The organism is Salmonella sp. 5800 (assembly GCF_046558195.1).
Lineage (GTDB): Bacteria > Pseudomonadota > Gammaproteobacteria > Enterobacterales > Enterobacteriaceae > Salmonella > Salmonella enterica.
Map to the genome: position 1 here is coordinate 1 of NZ_JBGDOX010000031.1, position 662 is coordinate 662.

General features: G+C 50.6%; 1 rRNA gene. It reads left to right on the forward strand.

Going from position 1 to position 662, the window contains the following annotated elements:
• Positions 1-122 precede the first annotated feature (122 nt).
• Positions 123-662: ribosomal RNA gene (locus tag ACLJZ5_RS22060) — 23S ribosomal RNA — on the forward strand; the annotation flags it as partial.

Here is a 662-nt window from a genome sequence, read left to right on the forward strand (position 1 = left end):
TTTGCTCTTTAAAAATCTGGATCAAGCTGAAAATTGAAACACAGAACAACGAAAGTTGTTCGTGAGTCTCTCAAATTTTCGCAACACGATGATGAATCGTAAGAAACATCTTCGGGTTGTGAGGTTAAGCGACTAAGCGTACACGGTGGATGCCCTGGCAGTCAGAGGCGATGAAGGACGTGCTAATCTGCGATAAGCGCCGGTAAGGTGATATGAACCGTTATAACCGGCGATTTCCGAATGGGGAAACCCAGTGTGACTCGTCACACTATCATTAACTGAATCCATAGGTTAATGAGGCGAACCGGGGGAACTGAAACATCTAAGTACCCCGAGGAAAAGAAATCAACCGAGATTCCCCCAGTAGCGGCGAGCGAACGGGGAGGAGCCCAGAGCCTGAATCAGCATGTGTGTTAGTGGAAGCGTCTGGAAAGGCGCGCGATACAGGGTGACAGCCCCGTACACAAAAGCGCATGTGCTGTGAGCTCGATGAGTAGGGCGGGACACGTGGTATCCTGTCTGAATATGGGGGGACCATCCTCCAAGGCTAAATACTCCTGACTGACCGATAGTGAACCAGTACCGTGAGGGAAAGGCGAAAAGAACCCCGGCGAGGGGAGTGAAAAAGAACCTGAAACCGTGTACGTACAAGCAGTGGGAGC